Annotated in this window: 21 protein-coding genes and 1 pseudogene; 12 read left to right on the forward strand and 10 right to left on the reverse strand. The window is 45.9% G+C overall.

The window, feature by feature from the left end:
- Positions 1-45: 45 nt before the first annotated feature.
- On the reverse strand, positions 46-1,674 hold the full coding sequence (locus WR49_RS03185) for an ABC transporter ATP-binding protein (protein WP_046223029.1): 1,629 nt from the start codon (positions 1,672-1,674) through the stop codon (positions 46-48).
- Between the two features lie 12 nt (positions 1,675-1,686).
- Positions 1,687-2,181 (reverse strand): hypothetical protein, encoded by a 495-nt coding sequence (locus tag WR49_RS03190; RefSeq protein ID WP_046223030.1) that lies wholly within the window; start codon positions 2,179-2,181, stop codon positions 1,687-1,689.
- 239 nt (positions 2,182-2,420) lie between these two features.
- Between WR49_RS03190 and WR49_RS03195 the strand changes: the two genes are divergently transcribed.
- Positions 2,421-4,781: a Lon protease family protein gene (locus WR49_RS03195; protein ID WP_017054938.1), complete on the forward strand. Its 2,361-nt coding sequence runs from the start codon at positions 2,421-2,423 to the stop codon at positions 4,779-4,781.
- Between the two features lie 101 nt (positions 4,782-4,882).
- Here the strand turns inward: WR49_RS03195 and WR49_RS03200 are convergent, their stop codons facing one another.
- A complete protein-coding gene (locus WR49_RS03200) occupies positions 4,883-5,629 on the reverse strand; it encodes a flagellar brake protein (RefSeq protein WP_046223031.1) in 747 nt (248 codons plus the stop codon).
- A 276-nt stretch (positions 5,630-5,905) separates the two neighbouring features.
- Between WR49_RS03200 and WR49_RS03205 the strand changes: the two genes are divergently transcribed.
- The 3 genes from WR49_RS03205 to WR49_RS03215 are packed head-to-tail and all read left to right on the forward strand — an operon-like array spanning position 5,906 to position 8,532.
- Entirely contained in the window at positions 5,906-6,190 is a 285-nt protein-coding gene (locus tag WR49_RS03205) for a GNAT family N-acetyltransferase (protein WP_046223032.1), read from the forward strand.
- Between the two features lie 10 nt (positions 6,191-6,200).
- Complete coding sequence (locus WR49_RS03210; protein ID WP_046223033.1) at positions 6,201-7,361, forward strand: phosphotransferase; 1,161 nt, start codon at positions 6,201-6,203, stop codon at positions 7,359-7,361.
- The gene (locus tag WR49_RS03215) at positions 7,351-8,532 is read left to right on the forward strand and encodes an MFS transporter (protein WP_046223034.1); all 1,182 of its coding nucleotides are present in this window, start codon (positions 7,351-7,353) and stop codon (positions 8,530-8,532) included. Before WR49_RS03210 ends, WR49_RS03215 begins: the two co-directional genes overlap by 11 nt.
- 88 nt (positions 8,533-8,620) lie before the next feature.
- Here WR49_RS03215 and WR49_RS03220 read toward each other — a convergent pair whose 3' ends face one another.
- Positions 8,621-9,514 carry a DMT family transporter gene (locus tag WR49_RS03220; protein ID WP_046223035.1) on the reverse strand — a complete coding sequence of 298 codons (894 nt, stop codon included), beginning with the start codon at positions 9,512-9,514 and terminating at the stop codon, positions 8,621-8,623.
- A gap of 123 nt (positions 9,515-9,637) precedes the next feature.
- Here WR49_RS03220 and WR49_RS03225 point away from each other — a divergent pair, with 123 nt between their 5' ends.
- Both WR49_RS03225 and WR49_RS03230 read left to right on the forward strand, forming a co-directional pair.
- Complete coding sequence (locus WR49_RS03225) at positions 9,638-10,120, forward strand: MarR family winged helix-turn-helix transcriptional regulator (protein WP_017054932.1); 483 nt, start codon at positions 9,638-9,640, stop codon at positions 10,118-10,120.
- 283 nt (positions 10,121-10,403) lie between these two features.
- On the forward strand, positions 10,404-10,841 hold the full coding sequence (locus WR49_RS03230; protein WP_017054931.1) for a DoxX family protein: 438 nt from the start codon (positions 10,404-10,406) through the stop codon (positions 10,839-10,841).
- A gap of 125 nt (positions 10,842-10,966) precedes the next feature.
- Here WR49_RS03230 and WR49_RS03235 read toward each other — a convergent pair whose 3' ends face one another.
- Both WR49_RS03235 and aceB read right to left on the reverse strand, forming a co-directional pair.
- Entirely contained in the window at positions 10,967-11,407 is a 441-nt protein-coding gene (locus WR49_RS03235; RefSeq protein WP_008220964.1) for a GlcG/HbpS family heme-binding protein, read from the reverse strand.
- 101 nt (positions 11,408-11,508) lie between these two features.
- Positions 11,509-13,134, reverse strand: a complete 1,626-nt coding sequence (gene aceB / locus WR49_RS03240; RefSeq protein ID WP_046223036.1) for a malate synthase A — start codon at positions 13,132-13,134, stop codon at positions 11,509-11,511.
- 313 nt (positions 13,135-13,447) lie between these two features.
- Here aceB and gcl point away from each other — a divergent pair, with 313 nt between their 5' ends.
- The 6 genes from gcl (at position 13,448) to WR49_RS03270 (ending at position 21,041) form a co-directional block, all read left to right on the forward strand.
- Positions 13,448-15,220, forward strand: a complete 1,773-nt coding sequence (gcl, locus tag WR49_RS03245; protein WP_046223037.1) for a glyoxylate carboligase — start codon at positions 13,448-13,450, stop codon at positions 15,218-15,220.
- 116 nt (positions 15,221-15,336) lie between these two features.
- Positions 15,337-16,113 (forward strand): hydroxypyruvate isomerase, encoded by a 777-nt coding sequence (gene hyi / locus WR49_RS03250; protein WP_046223038.1) that lies wholly within the window; start codon positions 15,337-15,339, stop codon positions 16,111-16,113.
- Between the two features lie 37 nt (positions 16,114-16,150).
- Positions 16,151-17,047: a 2-hydroxy-3-oxopropionate reductase gene (locus tag WR49_RS03255; RefSeq protein ID WP_046223039.1), complete on the forward strand. Its 897-nt coding sequence runs from the start codon at positions 16,151-16,153 to the stop codon at positions 17,045-17,047.
- Positions 17,048-17,299: 252 nt separating this feature from the next.
- Complete coding sequence (locus WR49_RS03260) at positions 17,300-18,610, forward strand: glycerate kinase type-2 family protein (protein WP_046223040.1); 1,311 nt, start codon at positions 17,300-17,302, stop codon at positions 18,608-18,610.
- A 163-nt stretch (positions 18,611-18,773) separates the two neighbouring features.
- Positions 18,774-19,382, forward strand: coding sequence for a TetR/AcrR family transcriptional regulator (locus WR49_RS03265; protein ID WP_046223041.1), 609 nt, complete (start codon positions 18,774-18,776; stop codon positions 19,380-19,382).
- Between the two features lie 222 nt (positions 19,383-19,604).
- Complete coding sequence (locus WR49_RS03270; RefSeq protein WP_046223042.1) at positions 19,605-21,041, forward strand: amidohydrolase; 1,437 nt, start codon at positions 19,605-19,607, stop codon at positions 21,039-21,041.
- 98 nt (positions 21,042-21,139) lie between these two features.
- On the opposite strand, the gene WR49_RS03275 is transcribed toward WR49_RS03270, so the two are convergent.
- The 4 genes and pseudogenes from WR49_RS03275 to uraH all read right to left on the reverse strand — a co-directional run bounded on the left by WR49_RS03275 (position 21,140) and on the right by uraH (position 26,205).
- Complete coding sequence (locus tag WR49_RS03275) at positions 21,140-22,501, reverse strand: 8-oxoguanine deaminase (RefSeq protein WP_046223043.1); 1,362 nt, start codon at positions 22,499-22,501, stop codon at positions 21,140-21,142.
- A gap of 158 nt (positions 22,502-22,659) precedes the next feature.
- Complete coding sequence (locus tag WR49_RS03280; protein ID WP_046223044.1) at positions 22,660-24,111, reverse strand: nucleobase:cation symporter-2 family protein; 1,452 nt, start codon at positions 24,109-24,111, stop codon at positions 22,660-22,662.
- Between the two features lie 151 nt (positions 24,112-24,262).
- Positions 24,263-25,605, reverse strand: a pseudogene (locus tag WR49_RS03285) (NCS2 family permease).
- 246 nt (positions 25,606-25,851) lie between these two features.
- Positions 25,852-26,205 carry a hydroxyisourate hydrolase gene (uraH, locus tag WR49_RS03290; RefSeq protein ID WP_046223045.1) on the reverse strand — a complete coding sequence of 118 codons (354 nt, stop codon included), beginning with the start codon at positions 26,203-26,205 and terminating at the stop codon, positions 25,852-25,854.
- Positions 26,206-26,379: the final 174 nt, after the last annotated feature.

A 26,379-nucleotide genomic window follows, 5' to 3' on the forward strand; every position in this document is an offset into this window, starting at 1 on the left:
TTCAGAATGTATTTATAAGACGTTGTTAATGTTGATTAGTTCCTTTTATGCGGCATTTTTTTTCGATTTATTTTCTAAGTCGAATGACGCTGCGATTAACTTCTTGGTGTAGTCGTTTTTCGGCGCATGGAAAATCTCTTCTGCAGACCCTTCTTCCATCACTTCGCCCTTCTGCATCACCAATACACGATCTGATAATGCTTTGACTACCGAAAGGTCGTGGCTGATGAACAGGAAGCCGATGTTGTGCTTGGCTTGAATGTCTTTCAGTAGGTCAATCACGGTCAGTTGTACCGATCGATCAAGTGCTGAGGTTGGTTCATCCAGCAAAATGAAAGAGGGTTCTAGAATCAGCGCGCGCGCAATCGCGATACGTTGTCTTTGCCCACCAGAGAATTCATGTGGGTAGCGGTTAATTGAATTTGGCTCTAAGCGAACCTCAATCAGTGCTTTGCGTGCTCTTTCTAAACGTTCTTGTTTTGACAAGTGAGGTTGATGCACCGTTAAGCCTTCGGTGATGATCTCCCCAACTGTCATGCGTGGTGATAAAGAACCATAAGGGTCTTGGAAAACCATCTGTACATCTTTCTTGAGTTTATGGCGTTCTTTATCGGTTAATAAGCTAACGTCTTGGCCTTTGTAGACAATACGTCCGCTACTTGGCAGCAAACCGATTAACGCTCGTCCAAGTGTTGACTTACCAGAGCCAGACTCACCCACAATGCCTAACGTTTCACCTTGTTTGAGGGTTAATGAGATGCCTTTTACGGCTTCGAAGTATTGGTTCTTGCTTTGGATGAAGTGAGATTTGATCAAGAACTTTACGCGAATATCTTCGGCACAAAGCAGCTCAGGTGCTGATGCCTCAACAGGAACTTTAGCGCCTTTCGGAATCGAGTTAATCAGCATGCGTGTGTAATCGTGTTTAGGGTGGTCAAATAATACTTGGGTCAAACCTTCTTCAACCAATTCTCCCTTACACATTACGAGTACGCGGTCAGCAAAGTGTTTCACCACACCTAAATCGTGGGTGATGAACAAAATCGCCATGCCCATTTTACCTTGAATTTCTTTGATCAAAGAAAGCACTTCAGCCTGAACGGTCACATCTAACGCTGTCGTAGGTTCGTCTGCAATCAGAATGTCGGGCTCATTGATCAGCGCCATCGCGATCATGATTCGCTGTAGTTGACCACCAGAAAACTCATGCGGGTATTTGTTGTACGCCTGCTCTGGCATTGGCAGATGAACGAGGTTGAACAGCGCTAACACACGTTGTTTTGCTTTCGATTTGGATACCTTACGATGGCACATTAGGGCTTCAGTCACTTGAATACCTACTCGCAGGTATGGATTGAGAGAAGTCATCGGCTCCTGAAAGATCATGCCGATTCTGTCACCACGAATCGACTGCATTTCTGGTTCAGTCTTGCCAAGAATCGATTGTCCCTCAAATTCGATGTCTGATTGCTCATCAATAATGGCGTTATCGGGAAGCAAGCGCATAAGTGCGTTAGAAGAGACGGATTTACCAGAACCTGATTCACCAACAATGGCTAAGGTTTCGCTTGAGTTAAGGGTAAAGTTAACCTTTTTCACCGCATCAATGATTCCATCATTGGTTCTGAAGCTAACGGAGAGGTTATTTACTTTAAGAATGGCCCGGTCCGACATGATATATCCTTATCAATTTAAGACATTAGGTGAAGATTGAACTTCTGACGTTGTTTTTAGTTGCCCAAAGTGATGATGAGCACGTTGAATTTGTTCTAGTTCGAGCATCCAGTGCGCGCTGCGCTGAGCAGTACAAAAAGCGATAAGGTGATTGAGTAGGTCTTCACTTTGTTGTTCCAATAACCCATAGGTACGTTGAATAAGTTCAGTGCTCTCAAGCGAGATAAACTGCATCAGTGCGTAAGACTGATTCAAGGTATCGAAGGCCTGTTGATGCTGCCCTAAACGGTTGAGAATCTCAGATTGAGCAACGCTCGCGTCTCTAAGCCCAGCAAGCAGGCAAGCAAACTGGCAGGGTTTGATGTCGCTTTGATATGCCGCATCTTGGATGTGATGAGGAAGAGAACTGAGAACATCACTGTAAAGACGCTGTGCTTCAGGCCAGTGACCTTGTTCCATTAACTGTTCAGCTTTTAGGTAGTGCATCCAGCATCGTTCAATTTCCATGTCCACATCCTCATTTTAGAATATTTTAAAATGTTAATGATATTTATTATCAATTGCAAATTAAAATCATTCACATGTTAAGTCGGTGAATTAAAACCCTCATTATTCTTAAAAATGCGTTAAATTGTACATTATTTGCCCGGTTGGGCGGCCGTGTAGCGTAAGTCACTAAATTTATAGGAAATTGCATCTACACTAATTTTATTTACCCCAAGTAATAAAGGACTAAGGAGGCGGCGATGGCGATGCAAAGACTTAATGCAGAACAGCTGTATCAGGTAGCAGAATTAGAGAAGCTACCATGTAAATCGACCAAAGAACTGGCTCCAATTGATGAGATTGTCGGACAGGAACGAGCACAAAAGGCCGTTGAATTCGCGATGTCAATCAAGGAAAAGGGTTACAACATTTATGCGATAGGGCGAAATGGCCTTGGTAAACGCACCATGATTTTGCGCTATCTCAACCGGCATCCTCAGAAAGCTGAAGAGCTTTTTGATTGGTGCTATATCGCGAATTTTGAAGATATCCGTACACCGAAAGTTCTCAAATTACCAACAGGCGTAGGCAGTAACTTAAAGCAAGATATTGAAAAGTTAATGCGTAAATTGCTTAAGGCAATGCCACTTGCCTTTGATAATGAGATGTACTTTAGCCGAGCGGATAGGCTTAAAAACCAGCTAGCGTCAAAGCAGCAGGCTGCGTTGGAAGCGATTAGTCAAGAAGCGAAAGACAAGGGCATCAACCTGACTATCACAACGCAGGGCGATTACCAATTCGTTGCAATGAATGGCGATGAGCTTCATACCGAAGAGAGCTTTGATTTGCTGTCGCCTGAGGAGCAGGACCAATTCGATAAAACCATCGATGCATTGGAAGTAGGATTAAGAACCATTTCTCGTGAACTGACGGAGCTTGAAGAAACCTATACAGAGAAAATTCAAAAGCTGAATGATGATACTGCGAGAGACGTCATTACGCACTTTATCAAACAGCTGAAGAAGGATTACAGTCAATATCCAGAGATCAAAAAGTACCTTACGTCACTTCGAAAAGATATTGTCGATAACGCGGATATTTTCTTAGAAGAAAGTACAGAACAAGCTGAAATAGCGACAGCATCTTTAGATAAGAAAATACCTCGCCGTTACAACGTTAACGTGATTGTTAGCCAGAAAAAGCAAACGCTACCGGTTGTAGTAGAAGAAAGCCCGAACTACCACTCTCTGTTTGGCTATGTAGAAACAGCGACTTTTAAAGGTACGGTATTTACTGACTTTTCTCTGATTCGAGCGGGTAGCTTACACCGAGCCAACGGCGGCGTATTACTGATTGATGCAGTGAAAGTATTGGAACAGCCTTATGTATGGGAAGGCTTGAAACGAGCTTTACGTTCACGTCAACTGAGCTTCACTTCGTTGGAAAAAGAGGTGACGTTGACAGGAGCGGTATCGCTTGATCCAGAACCTATTCCATTAGATGTTAAGATCATTCTTTTTGGTGATTATCGTACTTATCAACTGTTGCAGCACTACGATGCGGAGTTTGCAGAACTGTTTCGTGTAACGGCTGATTTTGAAGATGAGATGAAGCGTACCGCGGACTCGGAAATGCATTACGCGCGCTTCATTTCGAGCATCGTTCATGACAACAACATGCTGCATTGTGATCGTAAAGCGATAGCGCGAATCATAGAACATAGCTCTCGTCAGGCTGGTGACCAAGGTAAATTGTCCTTGCACTCAGCACATATTGCGAATTTGCTTCGTGAATCAAACTACGTGGCGAGAGGAGCGAAGTCGAATTTGATTCGCTCGACACATGTTGAGCAAGCGTTATCGAATCAGCAAATGCGTGTCGGCCGGTTGCAAGACAGCGTGATGGAAACGTTCATCAATGGTACGACCTTACTTCGTGTTGATGGCCTAGCGGTGGGACAGGTCAATGCTCTGTCTGTATTGAGTACGACAGATCATATGTTTGGTGCCCCGAACCGAATCACCGCAACCACGGCTTACGGTGACGGTGAAGTGGTTGATATAGAAAGAAATGTAGACCTAGGTGGCAGTATTCACTCGAAAGGGGTAATGATATTATCTGCGTATCTTTCTTCGGTCTTCGGTAAAACGGCGAAAGTTCCACTCACCACTAATATTACTTTCGAGCAATCGTACGGTGGCGTAGATGGTGACAGTGCGAGTATGGCGGAGTTTTGTGCGGTGGTGTCGGCATTTTCGAAGCAGCCAAACCGTCAAGACATTGCAATTACCGGTTCCATGAACCAGTTTGGTGAATCTCAGCCAATTGGGGGTGTGAATGAGAAAATTGAGGGGTTCTTTGATGTATGCGAGATCAAAGGACGTTCAGGTGAGCAAGGGGTGATCATCCCGCGTTCGAATGTTCATAATTTAATGCTGCGTAGCGATATCGTTAAGGCGGTTGAAAAGGGCGAGTTTAATATCTGGGCTATCGATCATGTGACGGAAGCGATTGAGTTGTTCACTGGCAAAGCGGCGGGTGAGCTTAGCGATGAGGGGAGTTATCCAATCAATACTATCTTTGGTATCGCTCAAGCTAAACTTAACGCGCTTCGTAAATAGCTTATCGCCTTACATAAATTCGCTAAACGACAGTTAACTGTAAACGAAACAGCCATCGACATTATCCGATGGCTGTTTTTTATTCTTACAATCTCGAGTGCTCAAGCATTCCGTAAACGGAGCTTAATACCGTCGAACTTCAATTTCCCGAGTAAGTTTTTGGCGTTGGCTCTACCAATATCATCAAATTCGATGCCATATCGCGCGTAATGTGTCGATTTTTGTAGATTGCAGACAATCCCTCTAAGCGGAGGGATCAATGGTCCGTTGTAGTTTTCTGGCGTGATCTCTATGGATACTCTATCGGTGATCTGAATTGGTCGAGCAGTGGGTGATGTCACAAAGCGACAACCACTTTTCGATAAATCCCTAATTTCGCAATTCATGCGTTGGTCATTTAAGATAATTCTCGAACTGAGGTTTACCTCATAACGTGTTTCTTTACGAAGCTGAGTTACTTGCATCGTACTTGGCGTGGAAAGAACCAGTAGGGGGAAGGGGTCACCAACATGATGGTGAATCTGGCACCTAAAGTGGATCAGTGCGCCTTCTCCTCTTAGAGAATATGCACGAGCTGTCATCCAAAAACCTTCTTGGAAGAAAAAATTAAGGTCGTTGTTTGAGACTTCTGGAACCTCAATAAGGATACAGTTCTCACTGTGAGTACCGATAAACTTTGTCGTGGCGAGAAACTTTGTGCCAACGGGTGTCGAGACATTCAGCGTAAGCTCACTCCCGTGTTCGATCATGGCGAGTGCATCAGTGCTGTTAATCGTGGAAACGGTACGATTACGAGGGTCTTGAAGGGCCTGATTATGCTCCAAAGGCTTCTTCAGTGGTGCGTTCATTCTCTACTCTCCATGTGCCAACATGCGTTTGTTCGTTATATGAATAACTTTCTAACAATGGGTTATTACGTGCTAGATTTTATAGGTGTACGTTACGATGATTTAGAGAGTGTTATCATTGGTTGATAATTTTATATTAAGCCGCGAACTCTAAAAACATTTGCTTTGATTGTAAGTACTTAGTTCTATTTCTATGCACTTGCGTTAGTCTATTACAAGGAACTAATACTTCAAACTTTAATTGTTTGGTGTATCAATTATTTGTTGGAGTTGAGAATGAAGACCATAAAATGGGATCAAAAAGAGAATCAGATCACAGTTGAGCTAGAGCCTAACCAATTTGCTGTTGTTAAGTATCAGAGACAGGGAGATGTGCTGCATATTACCTCGACTCGCATACCTGATGACCTACAAGGTAAGGGCTTTGGTAAGGTGATGATGGAGTACGTGTTACCTGAAATTGAGCAAGCGGGCTTCAAAATTGTCCCTGTTTGTAGCTATGTGGTGCATTACATGAATAGGCAGCAACAATGGTCACACCTTTTAGCGTCTGAGGCATAAAACAGCAGTTATGTCTCGATCAATGGTGTCTCAATCAATATCGTCAAAAAATACCGTTCAACCCGAAGTCAGTTTGAGTATCGATCAACCTGAACTCTATCAAAAAATTGCCACCTCACTTGGGTGTAATCGAGGGTTTGATACCCAAGTGATTCAACGTTTGTGGGGCGGATATGGTGAGTTGGTCCGTTTGGTTTTTTCTAAAGAAAGCAGTGCTCCATTCAATAGCCTCATCGTTAAACATGTCGCGTTGCCGGATAAAGCGAATCACCCAAAGGGTTGGAACACCAGATTATCTCACCAACGTAAAGTGAATTCTTACCAAGTGGAGACGGCTTGGTATCAATCCTTCACTCAACAGTGGGATGAACGTTGCCCTATGCCTGTAGGGTTGCATTGTGAACTAGAAGAGAACGAGTGGCTCATCGTGATGCAAGATCTAGCGGGTGTCGGCTTTCCGTTGACCTCTCAGTTTGATGTACTCTCCGTTTTTGATGAATTGGCTGCCAAAGATACTCAACCTGAGTTAGCACTCCGTTATACATCTTTGGAGGTTAAACAGCGCAACGCTTGTCTAAAGTGGCTCGCTAATTTTCACGCGAAGCACATCCATATCGATCAAGAGCAGTCTGCGTCATTATGGAAAGTTGGCACATACTGGCATTTAGACACGCGTCCTGATGAGTTAAACGCGCTGACAGACTTACCATTAAAGAACCAAGCACAACACATCGACCGTCTACTTAGAGAGTGTCCGTATCCAACTTTAGTGCATGGTGACGCTAAACTTGCCAACTTCTGTTTTGATTTAGCTGGAGAAAACGCGGCTGCCGTCGATTTTCAATATGTTGGAAACGGGTGTGCGATGAAAGACGTGGCTTTGTTCATGAGCAGCGCGATTAGGCCGCAAGATTGCGTTGAGCTTGAATCACAGCTCTTAGACATTTACTTCCAACACTTGAAAGAGGCACTGGCGCACTATCAACCACAACTCTCGTTCTATGATGTCGAAGCTGCATGGCGACCTATGTTTTATGTGGCATGGGCTGATTTCCAACGTTTCGTAAAAGGTTGGAGCCCAGAGCACTGGAAGATTAACCCGTATACTGAGCAGTTGACCTTACGAGTGCTCACTCAATTAGACGAACAGGAGTCCGTCAATGTTCGATAGAACCGCGAGCTGGAAAACGCCGCAAAATTTTTTATTACTGATTTCGATTATTGTACCTATCGCATTTTCGAGCTGGATGGTTCTGCTGAACAACTTCGTGATTGAAAAGGCGAACTTTGATGGTGCTGATATTGGGTTGCTACAAAGTGTTCGTGAGATTCCGGGCTTCTTGGCATTTACTGTCGTGTTTGTGTTGGCGTTCATTCGCGAGCAACGTTTCATGTTGGTATCGCTGGCAATGCTAACTGTGGGGACAGCAATTACCGGTCTCTTTCCGTCATTAACCGGTTTGTTGATGACCACTATTTTGATGTCGACCGGTTTCCATTATTTTGAGACGCTCAAGCAGTCTTTGTCGTTACAGTGGCTAAGCAAAGAAGAAGCACCAGAGATGCTGGGCAAAATGATCTCGGTTGGGGCGCTGGCTTCACTGATCACTTATGGCTCAATCTGGGTGATGTTGGAGCTGCTTAACTTCAGATTTTCTTGGGTGTATGGCATCACCGGAGGGATCGGTTTTATTCTTGTACTGGTAATGACCTTTGGTTTTCCTGAGTTTCAAACTAAGACCCCACAAAATAAGAAACTGGTACTTAGAAAGCGTTACTGGCTTTACTATGCGCTAACGTTTATGAGCGGAGCAAGAAGACAAATTTTTACCGTATTCGCGGGGTTTCTGATGGTCGAGAAGTTCGGCTACTCAGCCGCTGACGTAACGCTACTGTTCTTAGTTAACTACCTATTTAACTTCTTGTTCGCAAAACGTATAGGTAAATTTATTGGTGTAGTGGGCGAGCGTAAGGCATTGATTTTCGAATACGTAGGCCTAATTGGTGTGTTTGTCGGTTATGGTTTGGTACAAAGCGCCGAGTGGGCGGCTGCGCTCTATGTGGTTGATCACTTATTCTTTGCACTCGCTTTGGCAATTAAAACCTACTTTCAGAAAATTGCTGACCCAGCGGATATGGCATCAACTGCCGGTGTCTCATTCACTATTAACCATATTGCAGCGGTTGTGATTCCAGTCGTGTTTGGTGTGATTTGGTTATCATCTCCTGCAACGGTTTTCTATATTGGTGCCGTTATGGCGGCAATGTCTCTTGCACTTTCATTGAATATTCCCAAGAAGCCGGAAGAAGGAAACGAAGTTCGTGTCTTTAGCTGGCGCTAACTCGGTATCGTTCTGATGAGATACGCAAAAGCTCCAATAGTGATACTGGAGCTTTTTGTAAGTACTAGAGCGGGCTTATCAGTAAAATTTACTGTGTAACGGGCTTGACCGCTTTGGGTTGTCGGATTGCAAGAATCAACTGAGGTAGCAGTGACATCACGATCATACCTGTCATCAATGAGTATTGAACCGCAGTGAACGATTCGCCCATCAACACCATTCCTGTCACGATACCAGCCACTGGGTTGGCGATACCACCGAAGGTGAAATCAACCACTGACATACGTTGCAGTAACCACACATACATACCGTAACCCAGCGCTGTGTTTAGTCCAATTACCCAAACTAAGCCCATTGCGTTGCGAGTATCGAAATGAGTCACAGCATTCACATAAGGTTGCGGATCGATGAAGGCATGAACGCCAGACGCAACAGACAAAATCATACCACCCAGAATCAGCTGCCACGTTAATACCTTCCACCAATGCATGCGATTACCCAGTGACTTGGTAATGCTGCTGCCGATAACGATACACATGATTGCTGCAAACATGGCGCCTAAACCGATTGGGTTCAATGCTATCTGACTCGGGTTAAATAGCACCCAGGCCAGCGTGATTAAGCCAATACCTGACAAGGCTTGAATCAAATGTGGGCGTTGCTTTTTCACTACCCAGTGGAAGATCATCGCGAACACCGGTACAGAGATCATACCCACGCCAGAGATAGCCGAAGGTAGCGTTAGCGCCATCACGAAGATCAAGCCAAAGAAGGTCGCGATATTAATAAGGCCCAATGTGAAAATGATCTGCCACTCGCCTTTTTTAGGCAGCGTTGGTTTTACCGCTAGCAATAACAAACCAGCAGGCAACGCACGCAAAGCACCCAATAATAATGGTGGCCACTCCTGTAGCGTAAATTGCGTCACTGCATAGGTTGTTCCCCAAAAGAACGCGGGGATCATTGCTAATAATATGTTCATCTGAAATATCTTTACGTTAAGATAAGTGTTGTGTGAACTGTATACTGAGAACTAGTGGTTGTAAAGTATCTTTATGTTAAACTAGTTTGAAGTAATCAGACTAACAACGGAGCGAGATTGCAAATGGATGCTATCGACCGCGTAGTAGAGCAATGGGCAAAGGAAAAGCCCGAACTAGAAACTGAGCCTATGGCAATGATGGGTCGGATTATGCGTATTGCCAAGTATATGGAGACGCAAGTTGCCGAGCTTCATAAAAAATACGACATGAAACTTGGCGAGTTTGATGTGTTAGCCACCTTGCGACGTTCTGGAAAGCCTTATCGATTGACTCCCTCGGAGCTGATTGGTTCTATGATGCTAACATCGGGTGCGATGACCAACCGTCTTGATAAGCTAGAAGCTAAAGGGCTAATCAGTCGTGAACACAGTAAAGAAGACAGACGCAGCGTGAGTGTCCAGTTAACCAAAGATGGTCTTATTCTGATTGATCAAATGATGACAGAACATGTCGAAATGCAGAAAAAACTGGTTAAATCATTGTCTGCGAGTCAGAAGAAGAACACCAACCAACTTCTGAAAACATGGTTGAGCGCGTACGAGTAACGACGTGAGTTAACTCGAACTCATTTGAAAACCGAAGTGATGAGCTTCGGTTTTTTTGTGTTTGTTAAATGGGTTTACTTCTCTGACTTTTTCAAAGCAAGTGTTCAATGAATTTCAGCTAATGGTAACAGCATAGAAGCTGGTCAATCTTCGCATTTAGTCAGTAATTTGTATGCGAGTATGTCTACTAAAATTTCAAACAAGTTGTTCTATTTTTCTCGTTATCATCTTAATGCTAAGTCGAATAACCTATCGGCAATGAAACTTATCAAGGCTTAGAACTATGAACACTAGATTGAACGACACACTGATTTTTTTCGCTCGCATTTTATTGGCTTACTTGTTTATTCAAGCGGGTTGGGGAAAGCTATTTAGCTATGAAGGAACGGCAGGATACATGGCATCTCAAGGCATCAGCGTTTACTTGTTGCCTTTGGTTATCTTGCTTGAACTCGGTGGTGGACTTGCGATTTTAGCTGGATTTATGACTCGCTTTACTGCGTTGTCGATAGCGTTTTTCTCTTTGGTTTCCGGTGTTATGTTTCACTTCGACCCAAGTTCGTCTGGTCAAATGATTCATTTCTACAAAAACGTCTCAGTTGCTGGTGGGTATTTGGCGTTAGCGGTACTTGGCGCGGGGTCGTTTAGTGTTGATTACTGGCTGTCTAACAAGCTGAAGCAAGACACCAAATGGACGCGCTTAATGGTTCTTGTTCGTTAGTGCTCTTTGTCTAATCACACGTTATTCGTTAGTGTTGTTGGCGCAACTTATGAATAAAAAAACCGAAGCTCAGGCTTCGGTTTTTTATTCTTGTCTCAGAACTTCAAGTACAGCGAATTGGCGAATTAAGCTTGCAGCATCTCGTCACTGAACAGTTCTGCACAGCCAATACCATTAATGGCGCAGCTCTCATCGATGTCTGAGATGTCACCGCTGACGCCAATCGCACCAAGTACTGTTTTATCCTTATCTCGAATCAGTAGGCCCCCTGGTACTGGCACCATGTTTCCGTGTGCGAGTACGTTTACGGCGGAGATAAATGCTGGTCGGTTGTCAGCATCTTGGGCGAGTTTTCTAGAGGAACAACCCAGTGCGAGTGCTCCCCACGCTTTAGCAATCGCGATGTCTGGTCGCATCATGCTAGAGCCGTCTTGACGTTGCAAAGAAATCAGCTTGCCACCGCTGTCTAAGACGGCGACCGTCAAAGGTTCTGTGTGGATCTTGTTTCCTGCTTTTAAGGTGCCATCAATGATGGTTAACGCTTGTTGTAGAGTCAAACTTCCCATGTTATCTCCTAGTTTTTCAAGGGACTGTGTACCAAGCTAAGTCAGCCGAACATTACTCTTGTTGTGAATATCATCGACTGATTCAGCTTGGTACAAGAGTCCTAACTGGACTCTTGTAATAGCCCATAGCTGGGTAAAGTTAGGAAGGCAGCGAACTCTTCGGCTGTAGAAAGTTGATAGAAAAGATCGGCTGTCTCTTCAAATCGACCTGCTGAATAGCGCGAGTCTCCGACTTCATGTTTTATGGTGTCTAGCTCTTGGTAAAGCCAAGAGTGGAATAGTGATTTGGTAAAGGTTTGGCCATCATCGAGTGTTACTCCGTGGTGGATCCATTGCCAGATATTGGCTCTCGAGATCTCAGCGGTGGCGGCATCTTCCATAAGGCCGTAGATAGGTACACAGCCGTAGCCTTGGATCCAAGCCTCAATGTAATACAGCGCAATGCGGATATTCTTACGAACGCCTGCTTCGTCGCGGCTGCCTTCACAAGGTTTTAGCAGAGAGTCTGCATTGATCACATGGTCTGGGCTTTGGAAGTCCATTTGGTTTACTTTGCCATCGAGGTGCTTATCGAAGATCGACATCGCTAAATCAACCAGTGCAGGGTGCGCGACCCAAGTCCCATCGTGCCCGTTTTGAGATTCTCTCTGTTTGTCTTCAATGACTTTGGCCGTCACTCGCGCCATCTCTTGCGGGTCTTTCGCTGGAATAAAGGCTGACATACCACCCATCGCCAGTGCGCCACGAGCGTGACAAGTACGCACCAACAGTTGGCTATAGGCGTTGAGGAATTCTTGATCCATGCCGATGCCGTGTCGATCTGGCAGGATGCGATCTTTATGGTTCTTCAGCGTTTTGATGTAGCTGAAGATGTAATCCCAACGGCCGCAGTTCATCGCTACGATGTGATCACGCATTGCATACAAGATCTCTTCCATCTGGAACACGGCTGGTAGCGTTTCGATCAATACTGTCGCGCGAATGGTGCCTTTGGGTACTTGGAAATAGTTTTCGGTGAAGCTGAAAATATCGTCCCACCATTGTGCTTCTTCCATGCTTTCAAGTTTTGGAATGTAGTAGTAAACCCCTAAATCTTGTTGTGCACGTGATTGATAGTTGTGGAAAAAGTACAAGGCGAAGTCCATCAAGCAACCGCCGATAGGCTGATTGTTGAATTGGATGGATTGCTCAGGAAGGTGGATCCCTCGTGGGCGTGCGATCAGCAGTGCTGGATCGTCGTTTAATTGGTAACGCTTCTGCTTCTTCTCATCGAAATAACTAATGGTGCCAAGGTTGGCATCTCTTAGGTTGATTTGCCCTTCGACCATATTGGCCCAAGTAGGAGAAGACGCATCTTCAAAGCAGCACATGAAGACTTTCGCGCCTGAGTTTAGCGCGTTGATCACCATCTTTCTTTCGATAGGCCCGGTGATCTCTACTCGGCGATCGAGTAACTCTGGCGGCGGTGTTGCCACTTTCCACTCTTTATTCTGGCGAATGGAAATGGTGTCTTTTCTAAAATTGGGTAACTCACCCTCGTCATATTGAGCTTGTTTTACGTCACGGTCACTTAGCAGGGTATGACGGCGATCTCCAAACTTATTGACGAGAGCTTCTAAGAATTTTAATGCATCTTTAGACAAGATCTCTTTGTACTCGGAGTTGTCCATCTTCCCAAGTACCTGCATACATTGTACTTCTTCTTTCTCTTTTACGTCATTCATCATTGTTGTCTCCTTTAAACAATACGATATAACTTTGTATACAAAATGCTCTTTTTAAGTATATTTATATTGTAGAAATTGTAAACAAGCAAACGGTATTTAACATTTATTTATCATTTGATCTTTTTGTAATTTATTTTTACGTAAAGATATTTTATGTAAAACAATGAATTGTAAGCTTTTCAGGGTGAGTGCGTACTTAATGTGATGGGTCGATGTAACAAAATTGTTTCATTCTGGGGTTGATAAATAGCGAGGATGGTTCATAGTGCACAAAAGTTAGTTTAATTGTATACAATCTGAACTGGAGGTTCGAATGGCAATTATGAAAGCGATTGAAGCAGCGGTAGAGGTGCTTAAACGTGAAGGTGTAGACATCGCATTTGGTGTTCCCGGCGCAGCAATAAACCCTATGTATGCGGCTATGAAAAAGCTCGGAGGAATCGACCACGTCTTAGCTCGTCACGTAGAGGGTGCATCCCATATGGCTGAAGGGTACACGCGTACTAATCAAGGCAATATAGGTGTGTGTATTGGTACCTCTGGTCCTGCGGGAACGGACATGATCACGGGTCTTTATTCTGCGTCTGCTGATTCGATTCCAATTCTATGTATCACAGGCCAAGCGCCCCGATCTCGTCTTCATAAAGAAGATTTCCAAGCGGTCGACATTGAATCTATCGCTAAACCAGTCACTAAATGGGCAACCACGGTGCTGGAACCTGCACAAGTGCCACGCGCATTTCAAAAAGCCTTTCATTTAATGCGTTCGGGTCGTCCGGGTCCAATCTTGATTGATCTACCGATTGATGTTCAGCTGGCTGAGATTGAGTTTGATATCGATACCTATGAACCGCTAGAACCTTACAAACCGCAAGCAACTCGCGCGCAGGTTGAGAAAGCATTAACTATGATGTCTCAATCGGAAAAACCGCTGATTGTATCGGGTGGTGGCGTGATTAACGCTGGCGCATCTGAATTGCTCCAACAGTTTGCAGAAATCACCGGAGTTCCTGTGATTCCAACCTTGATGGGTTGGGGCTCGATCCCAGATGATCATGAATTAATGGCAGGCATGGTAGGGCTACAAACTTCCCACCGTTACGGCAACGAAACCATGCTCAACTCTGACTTTGTGTTTGGTGTCGGTAACCGATGGGCTAACCGTCATACCGGTTCTGTGGATGTTTACACTGAAGGCCGCAAGTTCGTACATGTGGACATTGAACCGACTCAAATCGGCCGTGTGTTCTGCCCTGATTTAGGCATTGTCTCAGATGCGAAAGCAGCACTAGAACTAATGGTCGAAGTGGCGCAAGAGTGGCGTGATGCAGGCAAACTGCCGAACCGAAATGCTTGGGCAAGCGAGTGTCAGGAACGCAAATCGACCATGCTGCGTAAAACCAATTTCGATGAAGCGCCAATGAAACCGATGCGTGTTTATGAAGAGATGAACAAGGCATTTGGCCGTGACACTTGCTATGTGAGCACCATTGGTTTGTCGCAAATCGCTGCCGCTCAGTTCCTGCATGTTTATAAGCCGCGTAACTGGATCAACTGTGGTCAAGCTGGCCCACTAGGTTGGACAACACCAGCCGCATTGGGTGTAAGAGCAGCTGATCCAAATCGCGATATCGTTGCCATCTCTGGTGACTACGATTTCCAATTCATGATCGAAGAACTGGCCGTTGGCGCGCAATTTAACTTGCCATACATTCATGTGTTAGTGAACAACTCCTACTTAGGATTGATTCGCCAAGCGCAGCGCCAATTTGATATCGATTATTGTGTACAACTGGCGTTTGATAACCAGAATGCGCCAGAGCTTGAAGGCTACGGTGTTGACCATGTCGCGGTTGTTGAAGGTTTAGGTTGTAAGGCGATTCGAGTTCGTGAACCAGACCAAATTGCCGCTGCGTTTGAACAAGCCAAAGAGTTGATGAATAAGCATAAAGTACCGGTTGTTGTTGAGCTGATTCTTGAGCGAGTGACCAATATTGCGATGGGCGTAGAGATCAACGCCATCAACGAATTTGAGCCACTTGCCGAAAGCCGCGGCGACGCTCCAACGGCGCTGGCGTACAAGTAATCATTAAGTAATGTGTATCCGTAGAGCTGAGGTTTAGCTCTACGGAAAGTCTCCAATAGAGCGAGGCTTTACTACAACTAACCAGATTTTTACAGATAAAGAATAAGGACAGAGTCATGGCAAAATTTGCAGCAAACTTGTCAATGTTATTCACGGAAGTTGATTTTATGGATCGCTTTGAAGCTGCCGCAGAAGCAGGTTTTCAGGGCGTAGAATATCTTTTCCCTTACGCCTTTGATGCTCAGGCAATCAAAGCAAAGCTCGACGCTAATAACCTAGAGCAAGTGCTATTTAATTTGCCCGCGGGTGATTGGGACGCTGGCGACCGTGGTATCGCGGTAGACCCAGCACGAGTTGAAGAATTTCAAGCGGGTGTACCTAAAGCCATCGCTTACGCAAAAGCACTCGGTTGTACTCAAGTGAATTGTTTAGCCGGGATTGTTCCGCAAGGTGTGACCCAACAAGATGCGCAATCGGCGTTTGTGATTAACCTGCATTACGCGGCAAACGCGCTAGCAGCAGAAGGCATCTGCCTAGTGATAGAAGCGATCAATACCCGCGATATTCCGGGCTTCTTCTTGAACACGACTGAGCAAGCTAAAGCGATCATCAAAGAGGTAGGGAGCGATAACCTTTCTATTCAATACGATATTTATCACATGCAAATTATGGAAGGCGATCTTACGCCGACCATGCAGCAGAACATTGGTCAAATCGCACACGTGCAATTGGCGGATAATCCAGGTCGACACGAACCGGGTACCGGAGAAATCAATTACCCATTCGTGCTCAACTATCTTGATGAGCTTGGTTATCAAGGCTGGGTGGGCTGTGAATACAAACCTAAAACAACAACGACAGAAGGCCTTGGTTGGCTGCACCAGTACCGTTAATTGCGTCTGGTAACCCTCAAACGTTAAGGAGAACAACATGTCTAAAATTGCATTTATCGGAACTGGTATCATGGGTAAACCTATGGCGAGTAACCTTCAAAAAGCAGGTCACGATTTGATTCTGTCGGACCACTTTAATGCAGCACCTGCCGATCTTGTGGCAGCGGGTGCAACGGTCTGCCACTCACCAGCGGAAGCGGCTGAAGCAGCAGATATCATTATCCTAATGGTGCCGGATACCCCTCAAGTTGAAGATGTCCTGTTTGGTGACAACGGTGTTGAGAAAGGCCTAATGGCAGGCGGAGCAGCTGGAAAACTGGTTATCGACATGAGTTCGATCTCGCCAATCGCGACCAAAGCAATTGCAGCGCGAATTAACGAAGGCGGCGCGTCATACCTTGATGCTCCGGTTTCGGGTGGTGAAGTAGGCGCGATTAATGCAGCGCTGACTATCATGGTGGGCGGTGAGCAAGACGCGTTTGATAAAGCTCGTCCTCTGTTCGAAATCATGGGTAAGAACATCACGCTGGTAGGTGGTAACGGTGCAGGCCAAACGTGTAAGGTCGCAAACCAAATCATCGTGGCTCTGAATATTGAAGCCGTGTCTGAAGCGTTAGTCTTTGCTTCGAAAGCCGGTGCTGATCCAGCACGCGTACGTCAGGCGCTATTAGGTGGCTTTGCTAACTCTAAGATCTTGGAAGTGCATGGCGAGCGCATGGTTGAAGGCACCTTTGATCCAGGCTTTAGAATCTCGCTTCACCAGAAAGATCTGAACTTAGCGCTAACGGGCGCACAAGAATTGGGTGTTGCACTGCCGAATACGGCTAATGCTCAGGAGTTGTTTGGCGAGTGTGCCGAAATGGGCGGCGAAGGTTGGGATCACTCTGCGCTTATCCAAGCGATAGAGAAACGTTCTGACCACTCGATTCGTTAATCTAGTTAACGGTTTGTCCGTTTAGTGGTTAATCAATCAACCGATTATCCGTTAATTAATTAGGGCTGCTATCGATTCGTAGCCCAACAGTTTCAAACAGTTTGTTTATAAATCGCGTAGTTTCGTCTCCTTTTATACGCGTTCCTGATACGAGGCAGAGGTTGAAGTTGTTCCTTTCCAACTTGATCTTAGCAGGCACCCTTTGGCCTTGTATCGGGGTTCTTTTTTTCTCCGTCAACTAAGGAGTGGCTGATGGACATTGATGCTAAGCAGTTTCTGCAAACCCTTTTCTCAAGTGCCGTTAACGAGGCGCTACCTAAAAATCACATCGAACCTTTTCTTCCTCAAGACATTTTTTATCGCTCTGCTAACCAAGCTGGGCGAACTGTGGTGATAGGAGCAGGAAAAGCAGCCGCATCAATGGCAGCAGAGCTTGAAGCGGTTTGGCAGGCAAAGAAACAACAAGACCTTGCACTGCGTGATCTTGAAGGCTTGGTGGTGACTCGTTATGAACACACCGCCCCTTGCGAACATATTGAGGTGATTGAAGCCGCGCACCCCGTGCCAGATGCGATGGGTTTAGAAGTGAGCCAACGTATGCTGCAATTGGTGAGTGGCTTGAGCGCTGACGACACAGTGATTTGCCTACTGTCTGGTGGAGGCTCTGCATTACTAAGCTTGCCCGGCGGCGACATCAGCTTGGCAGAGAAGCAACAAATCAATAAGGCGTTGCTTAAATCAGGGGCCGCTATTGATGAGATGAACTGCGTGCGTAAGCATCTATCTTCAATCAAAGGTGGGCGATTAGCGAAAGCTGCTTACCCAGCAAGAGTGGTCTCTTTGGCGATTTCAGATGTGCCGGGCGATGACATCAGTGTGATTGCATCAGGTCCGACTGTACCAGACACCACCACTCGCTTTGATGCGATGGCAATACTGGAACGCTATCGAATTGAAACACCACCTTCGGCATTCGAATGGTTGAACAACCCAGAATCAGAGACAGTGAAACCGGATGATGAGTGTTGGAAAAACGCCGAGCACCATATTATCGCCACCCCGATGTCGGCATTGGAAGCTGCGGCTGCAGAGGCTGAAGGCTTGGGTATTCCCGCTTATGTGTTGAGTGATTGCATAGAGGGGGAAGCGCGAGATGTCGCGAAGGTTCACGCTGCGCTGACTAAGCAAGTGGCCAATAATAAGCACCCATTTGAGACGCCTTGTGTATTGCTATCTGGCGGTGAAACCACGGTAACCGTTAAAGGCAATGGTCGCGGTGGGCGTAATTGTGAGTTCTTGTTGAGTTTATATAATGAGCTTAAAGGCCAAGACAATATCTTCGCTCTAGCCGCCGATACCGACGGGATTGATGGTGTGGAAGACAATGCGGGCGCGTGGTTCACACCTCAAACATGGCAACAAGGTTCGAGCCTGTCGCTTAAAGCGCAAGGCTATCTCGATGCGAATAACAGCTACGATTTCTTCAAGCAAGTCGATGTGCTTCTTACCACTGGGCCGACGTTGACCAATGTGAATGACTTTCGTGCGATATTGATTCTTTAATTTGAACAGTTCAAAAACACAGTATGGAATGGTCGCTTCTTAACAAATAGAGCGGCCATTTTATGGTTATCAATGCGGTGACCTTGAGTTCTGAAATTATCTTCTGGACTAATCAAGCACGTTGATTACTATGATTTCAGTAACGAGCTGTAAAGGGTGTAATATGTCTAGGATCAGACAAAAGAATCAAGATTTAATCATCGAAGTCGCGTGTGAACAATTCGCCACTCATGGATATGCCGCAACAAAAATGGCCGATATCGCGAAAGCGGCCGACATTCCCAAACCTAACGTATTTTATTATTTCAGCTCTAAAGATAAGCTCTACAACGCTGTGCTTGAAACCGTCACTCAACCCTTACTAGAAGCATCTCGTCCGATTGAAGAGCTGAGCGATCCTGTTGAAGCTTTATCTCAATATATTCAAACCAAACTGATTATTTCTCGTGACCATCCACATGCCTCTAAAGTATTTGCCAATGAAGTGATGTCGGGCGCGAAAGTGCTGCCGAAAGAGATTGGTGACGAGCTGTATAAGCAATCCCAGATGATCCTTGATAAGTTCTCGACATGGTCGGCGCAAGGCTTAATGGACGATGTTCCTGCACATCACTTGATGTTCACCATCTGGGCGGCCACTCAAACTTACGCCGATTTTGGCTGGCAGATTTGCAGCGTGATGCAGAAGGAACAGCTCGATGATAAAGACTATGCCGATGCCGCTGAGTTTATTACTCAATTGGTGATTAAAGGCTGTGGTGTGAAAAGCTAATGTTGTTTGAACGTTTATCTAGGTGTGTGAGTGACTATAAGCACAAAACCTCTTTTGTGACCTGTTGTGCAATAACTCATTTATCTTGAATTTGGCTCGATTAGGTATACCATTTTATTTAAAGGTAAGGTTATAGTGTCGCAAAAATTTAGTGGTGCTCTTTTTTTAAAGGAAAAGACTAACCTGCTAACAATATTACACGCACAACATATAGGTTTAGTAATGACGCTTAAAAGCTTGGCATGCACCATCAGCGCAGTTCTACTGGCTGGCTGTGGTTCGACGGTCGCGACGCAAACATACAACGCCGATCTGATCATCACCAACGGACAGGTTCTCACCATCAATTCAGAAATGGATGTCATTGAAGACGGTGTGGTAGTGGTGAAAAACGACCAGATCATCGCAGTCGGTAACGAGGATTTGATCACTCAATACCGCGCCGAAAAGGTGATTGATGCTCAAGATGGAATCGTCATGCCGGGTATGGTGAACGCGCACAACCATTTACCTATGATTGCGTTTCGAGGCTTAGGGGAAGAGGGTATTTCGAACCGCTTGTTCGCTTACTTCTTTCCTCTAGAAGCAGAAAAACTGAGTCGTGAACTGATTTACAACGCGACTAAGCTTGGCTCTATCGAATTGGCACAAAGCGGTGTGACCACTTACGCCGATATGTACTACCACATGGACGAAATGGCCAAGGCGACCAAAGAAGTTGGCTTGCGCGCCGTGCTCGGCGAAACCGTGATTAAATTCCCGGTGGTCGATGCCAAAGAACCTTACGGCGGCATTGAATACGCCAAAGGCTTTATCGAACAATACAAAAACGATGAGCTAATCACGCCAGCTTATGCGCCACATGCGGTGTACACAGTTAGCAAAGATAAGCTGCAAGAAATCAACAAGCTATCTGCTCAATACGATGTGCCGGTGTTAATTCATGTTGCTGAATTCCCGAATGAAGAAAAGCGCATCAAAGATGAAACCAAAGCGACATCGCCAGTTGAATACATGGATGAAATCGGTGTGCTAGACGAGCGCGTAGTGATTGCTCACGGTATCCACCTTTCAGAGAACGACCAAAAGCTTCTCAAGCAAGCTGACGCGGGTATCTCATACAACCCAATGGCGAACGCTAAAGGCGCGACAGGCATTGCACCTGCTTGGGAGATGTATCGTGCCGATATGCGCATTGGCTTAGGAACCGACGGCCCAATGAGCTCAAACCAAGTCGATATCATGCGTACTCTAAGTTACGCAGCTAACATGCAGCGCTTAAAGCATTCAGACCGCACCATCATGATCCCTGAACAAGTGATTGAGATGGCGACATTAGGTGGTGCAAAAGCCCTACACATGGAAGACCAAATTGGTTCTCTTGAAGTGGGTAAGAAGGCGGACATCGTGATTGTAGAGACACAATCGGCGAACATGATGCCAAGTTACGATCCATACGCGACTTTGGTTTATCAAGCGAACCCAAGCAACATCGACACCACGATTGTTAACGGCCAAATCGTAATGGAAAGCCGCGTAATGCAGACGGTTCAATTGGATGAAATCCGCCAAAGCGTCGATGAGTTTGAAGCTGACATCACTGAGTTCGCGAAAGAGCTTTCAAAGAAAGCGATTAAGTCTAAGAGCTTGATGGATTAGAGCGTAAACCGGATTCTAAAAATCGAATAGAATGAATAAACAAGAAAGGCCGACATCATGTCGGCCTTTTTGTTTTCGCTTTTCTAGTTGGCGTGTACCTAGTTATTCATCGCCAGCTTGCCGAGCTTCATTGCAGCAGCATGGTGTCGGTGCATTAATTGCTCCATGTCTACGCCAATTACAGCCCCATCATTAACTCGCCATTTTCCGGCTACCATCACCTTATCCGCTTGTTGAGCTCCACAAAGTAGTAGGGCAGCCAGTGGATCGTGGCTGCCAGAGAAACGAATATCATCGAGTTTGAACATCGCGATGTCGGCTTGTTTACCGACCTCTAGCGTACCAATGTCGGTTCTGCCCATTGCGGCGGCAGAGCCTGACGTTGCCCAGCGCAGTGCGTCAAAGTGCGACACATTCGCCGAACCATACTGTAGGCGCTGTAAGTACATTGCCATGCGCACTTCGGCAATCATATTAGAGCCATCGTTAGAAGCGGAACCATCGACACCCAGTCCGACTTTTACGCCAGCGGCTTCAAGATCGTTGTTCTTACAAATACCGGAAGCCAGCATCATGTTGGAAGTTGGGCAGTGGCTAATACCAATCCCTGCTTTACCCAAGCGTCTAATTTCTTCTATGTTGAAGTGAATACCATGAGCAAGCCAAGTGCGTTCGTTAAGCCACCCTACATCTTCTAGGTAATCGACAGGGCGTAGACCAAACTTCTCTATACAGAAATCCTCTTCATCCAGCGTTTCGCAAAGATGCGTGTGCATCATCACGTTCTCACGCTCACTGATCTTGGCGGTCTCTTTCATTAGATCGGTGGTGACCGAGAATGGCGAACAAGGCGCGAGTGCGATTTGAATCATCGCCCCTTCATCACGCTGGTGGTAATCACGAATCAAGCGTTGGCTGTCATCAATAATGGTTTGTTCGGTTTGAATGGTGTGTCGTGGCGGTAGCCCACCTTCATCTTCCCCTAGACTCATGGAACCGCGAGTGAATATCGCCCTTACACCCAGTTTCTCTGCGGCCTCGACTTGTAAATCGATGGCATGTTCTAGTCCGTTTGGCAGTAAGTAATGGTGATCTGAAGCGGTGGTACAGCCCGACATCATCAGCTCAACCAGAGCCAGTTCTGTAGCAAGACTCATCATCTCAGAATCGAGGTTTGCCCAAACCGGGTAGAGGCTTTGCAGCCAATGGAAGAGCTCTTTATTGAGCGCGCCGGGGTAGGCACGCGTTAGAGTTTGATAGAAGTGGTGGTGCGCATTGATAAGCCCAGGAATTACAACATGACGAGAGGCATCGACGCTGTAATCTACGGGCAAAGTCGGCTCTTTGTGTTTGCCAACCAATTCAATGATTGTATTACCTTTAATGACAATACCGCCTTCTGCATCAGCTAGTGAGCCAGTATAGATTGCGAGAGGATTCTTAATCCAGATGGTTTCCATTCATAGTAGTCCTTAGCCATCTCAGCCTTTTCAGGGAAGAGGGTCTTTGTTGGTATTTGCTGTTGATAGATAAATTCGAATCAGGGGCGTTAAAACGTTCAATGTTCTAATCATTCCCTGATTCTGTGAAAATCGGCTTACGTTAGTCAGTGAACCAGTTAGTTCGTTTTTGGTTCAGGGTCATCTGATGCTGCTTGAACGTCTGCTTCTGTACTTGCTTGCTGAATCTCTAATTGCTCGTCTGAGTGTCGTTCTTCTTCAGCTTGCTCTTTCATTTCTAGCTCAACTTGCGCTTGGCTTTCGGCCAGTGCTTCTTGCTCTTCTGCTCGTGAAGACTTTGGTAAAACAAGGTTCAATAGCACCGTCATGATAGTACCGGTAGTGATGCCTGAGTGAAGAAAGTTCGCTAGATCATGCGGCAAGTGTTGCAGCAATCTTGGTTCGAAAGTGACGGCTAAGCCAGACGCTAAACCAACACAGATTACCAAGGCATTTCGCTTGGTGTCTGCGGCCTTGATCAACATGCGGATACCCGCGTAGGCAATCATTCCGAACATCACAAAACCCACACCACCTAGAACAGGTTTCGGAATTGTGACGGCAATAGCGGCTAATTTCGGGAATAAACCGCCTAAAATTAGTAAACCACCGGTTGCAGCCACTACATAGCGACTTGCTACACCTGTGATACCTACAATGCCGACGTTTTGACTGAACGATGCCAGTGGCATTGCCGTTAAAATCGAGGATAAGGTACTACCAAGTCCATCGCCTAATAGACCACGTTTTAAGTCTTTACCGCTGACTTGGGTTTGGCAGTTGTTGCCTAGTGCCATGAAGTCACCTGTTGCTTCGGCGATAACCACGATGTACACCAAGCTCATGCTGATGATGGCACTTGCAGAAAAGGTAAAGCCATATTTGAAGGGCTCAGGTCCGCCAACCCAAGCGGCAGAGCTGATTTGCTCAAGGTCGACCATGCCGAGTGATAGCGCCACAATATAACCGCCCGCTAAACCAATCACGATGGCCGAAGCGGCAACCGCGCCTTTACAGTAAACCGATACGCCAACCACGATCCCCAAAGAGACCAGTGCTAGAAACAGTTTAGGTAAGGTGGCGAATTGCTCTGTGTTGGCTGGAGCGTCGCCGATCCAATTCATGGCAACCGGTAAAATGGTTAAGCCGATTAAGGTAACCACCACACCACTTACCACGGTTGGGAACAGAGTACGCACCTTGTCCATGTAGAAGCTGGCACCTATCACCACAAACGAGCCGATTAGCGCTGAGCCCATGATCGCGGCGACACCGCCTTCGTTGCCGATTGAAATGGCGACGCCCAAAAAGGCAAAGCTCGAACCCATCACAACGGGCAGTCGAATACCAACAGGGCCAAAGCCGAGACACTGAGCGACGGTCACGATGCCTGAGGCTAATAGTGCCGCATTGATCAGTGAAACGATTTCCGTGTTAGGCAGGCCAATCGATGCTCCAACAATAAGGGGTACTGCGACAATGCCACCGATTGAGGCGAGCATATGCTGCAGCGCGAGTAGGAGGGTTAAGCTATGCGGCGGTCTTTCATTAAGGGTGTAAAGAAGTTTCATTTGATATTCCTTTGCCTGTGTTTCCGTTTACAGGCGATTGGCGGTCAAACATTGACTTCTACAAACTGCGTAGGGTCATAAAAATGGTGTTGTAACCTGTTTCTTGATAGCTCGGCCTGCGAGCAGGCCAAGCGATAGTTACGTTTGGTGATTAGCCGATGAATACGAGCTTGGCGATGAAGATAGCCGCTAGGAAGTACATCGAAATTGAAACGTCTTTTGTTTTACCTGTTGCCAGCTTCAGCACTGTGTAGGTAATGAAACCCAGTGCGATACCATTGGCGATAGAGAACGTTAGGGGCATCATTAGCGCCGTAATGGCAGCAGGAGCACCGTTTGTGAAGTCTTTCCAGTCGATGTGCTGCATGCTGCTCATCATCACGAACGCTACATAGATGAGTGCTCCAGAAGTTGCGTAAGCTGGGATCATGCCTGCAAGTGGTGATAGAAAAATCGCCGCTAAGAACAATACGCCAACCACAATCGCAGATAGGCCTGTTCGTGCGCCTGCTGCAACACCGGCGGCACTTTCTACATAACTGGTGACTGGCGGACAACCCACACACGCACCTGCCACACTTGAGATACTGTCGGCTTTAAGCGCTTTGCTCAGGCCTTCAATTTTTCCCGTTTCAGGATTGGTTAGGTTTGCACGCTCAGCCACGCCCATCAAAGTACCAGCGGTATCGAACATGTTTACAAAAAGGAAGGCCAAGATAACGCTGATCATTGAAACATCGAGAGCGCCCATAATGTCCATTTTTAGGAACGTAGGCGCTAAACTTGGTGGCGCAGCAAAGAAACCGTTGTAATGCACTAAGCCAAGCATCATGCCGACCAAAGTCACACTCAAAATACCAATTAACACTGCACCAAATACTTTGCGCTCACTCAGAACCGAAATAATGAGGAAAGCAATAGCGGCCAGTAGCGCTTCAGGTTTGGTGAAGTCACCTAAAGAAACCAATGTTGCTGGATTTTCCACTACAATACCTGCCGTTTTTAAGCCAATCAGACCCAAGAACAAACCAACACCCGCTGTCATGGAATAACGCAGACTCACTGGGATACTTTCAATTATCCATTGGCGTACTTTGTAAAAACTCATCCCGACAAACAAAATACCGGAGATAAACACCGCACCCAGTGCCACTTCCCAGCTATAACCCATTTCACTCACAACAGTGAACGAGAAGAAGGCGTTCAAACCCATGCCCGGTGCAAGTCCAACTGGCCAGTTGGCAAATAGCCCCATTAACAAACAGCCGATCGCAGCACCAATACAGGTTGCGACGAATACCGCACCTGAATCCATGCCTGAAGCGGCCATGATTTGTGGGTTAACGAAGATGATGTAAGCCATGGTTGCGAAGGTAGTGACACCGCCGACTAACTCATTTTTTACGCTACTTCCGTGGGCCTTAATTTTAAAAACTTCTCTAAAATTCCGTTGTTCGCATCTTGGTTGAGTATTTCTGTTTTACTCTCACTCATGTCAGCAAGTCCTTTTATGTTGTGATCCATTTATTGAATACAGCGAGATTTCAATATTAAGTTTTAAGGTTTTTTCCTAGCCGCTATTTCTTTAGTTATCTGTTGTTTAGTCATCAACTTCTAACTAATAACGTTGTTAGTATTTTTATATGAGCGTGTTTAGTGGGTGCACACCTTTTGGGGTGTACACGTGAATCTGTTCAATATTTGTCGGTTGAGCCTAGTTCGAAGTTCTAGGTCACGGGACTAACTGCCCCGATAGGTTGAGAAACTGTAAGGCGAGACGAGAAGAGGAACGTGATAATGCGCGTCTGGATTATCTAGACCAAAGCGAATAACCACATCATCTAGGAAGGGCACGCCATCCAGCTCCACGCCTTTGCTTCTGTAGTAATCAGCGACGTAAAACACCAATTGGTATTTCCCCGGTCGGAAATCATTCCCTGCCAGTATCGGTGCATCGGTTCGGCCATCGGAGTTAGTGACTACAGTCGCCAGCTTTTCTGTTGAGTCTTCATTGACCTTATAAAGCTCTACCTTGATCTCTGCACCCGGTAAGCCGTGAGTTGTGTCTAATACGTGTGTTGTTAGTCTTCCCATAGTCCTTTAATAGCGCTTTTGGCGCTCCTCTGTTCCGTGGTTTATCTGTGTAATTCGACCTTGCAAAGAATGCAACTGGTCACTTTGTTATCACTAACTATGTACGAACTGTACACAATTAGTAAAGTTAATTGTTATAAAAATGTTGGTTAATCTGTCGTTTTTTCTGACTTT

Origin of the sequence: Vibrio sp. ECSMB14106, assembly GCF_000972265.1 — a bacterium.
Classification (GTDB): domain Bacteria; phylum Pseudomonadota; class Gammaproteobacteria; order Enterobacterales; family Vibrionaceae; genus Vibrio; species Vibrio kanaloae.